The sequence below is a fragment of the Micrococcus sp. HSID17227 genome (genome assembly GCF_003989405.1).
Taxonomy (GTDB): domain Bacteria; phylum Actinomycetota; class Actinomycetes; order Actinomycetales; family Micrococcaceae; genus Micrococcus; species Micrococcus luteus.
In genome coordinates, this window is record NZ_RBLN01000515.1 from 1 (window position 1) to 729 (window position 729).

Consider the following 729-nt stretch of genomic DNA (forward strand, 5'->3'; position numbering starts at 1 on the left):
GTCGCGGGTGTGCGTCCTGGCCCGGCCGTCGAGGTCCGGTTCCACCGTGTTCCGGGCCGCCGCGTCCGCCCCGCAGCCGGGACCCTGCGCCGGCGGGACGCAGACGGCAGGCGGGGGCACCGGCGGTGGCCCGGGCCCCGCGCGGCGGGAGGCGCTGCGCGCCGCGTTCCGTCAGTCTGCGGAGGGCACGGTCGGCGCTGCGCCGGAACTCATCCCGGGGCTGGTGCTGGGCGACCGCTCCGCCCAGGGGGCCGCCCTCGACGACGCCATGAAGGCCTCGGGCCTGTCGCACCTGTCTGCCGTGTCCGGGGCCAACGTGGCCATGATCCTCGGCGCGGTCGCGATCACCCTGCGCAGCGCGCGGGTGCACCGGGCGGTGGTCCTCAGCGCCGGGCTGGCGGTCCTCGGGGTGTTCGTGGTCGTCGTGGGGCCGGAGCCGTCCGTGCTCCGGGCGGCCGTGATGGGCGCCCTCGGAGCGCTCGCGGTGTTCTTCGGCCGCGCGCGGCAGGCGTTCGGACTCCTGACGGTGGGCGGCACGGCCCTGCTCGTCGCGGTGCCGGCCCTCGCCGTGGAACCGGCCTTCCACCTCTCCCTGGCCGCGACCGCGGGCATCGTCCTGGCCGGCGCGCCCCTCGACCGTGCGCTGCACGCCGGGCTCGGCCGGATGCTGCCCGACGTCGTAGCGCGGTGGCTCTCGGCGTCGCTCGCGGTGACCGTGGCCGCCCACCT

At 78.2% G+C, this 729-nt stretch carries 1 protein-coding gene; it reads left to right on the forward strand.

Features of this window, described 5'->3' with window-relative positions; genetic code table 11:
* Positions 1-46: 46 nt before the first annotated feature.
* Positions 47-729 (forward strand): ComEC/Rec2 family competence protein (locus D8M29_RS13010; protein ID WP_238693431.1); only part of this gene is annotated, 683 nt, incomplete at its 3' end.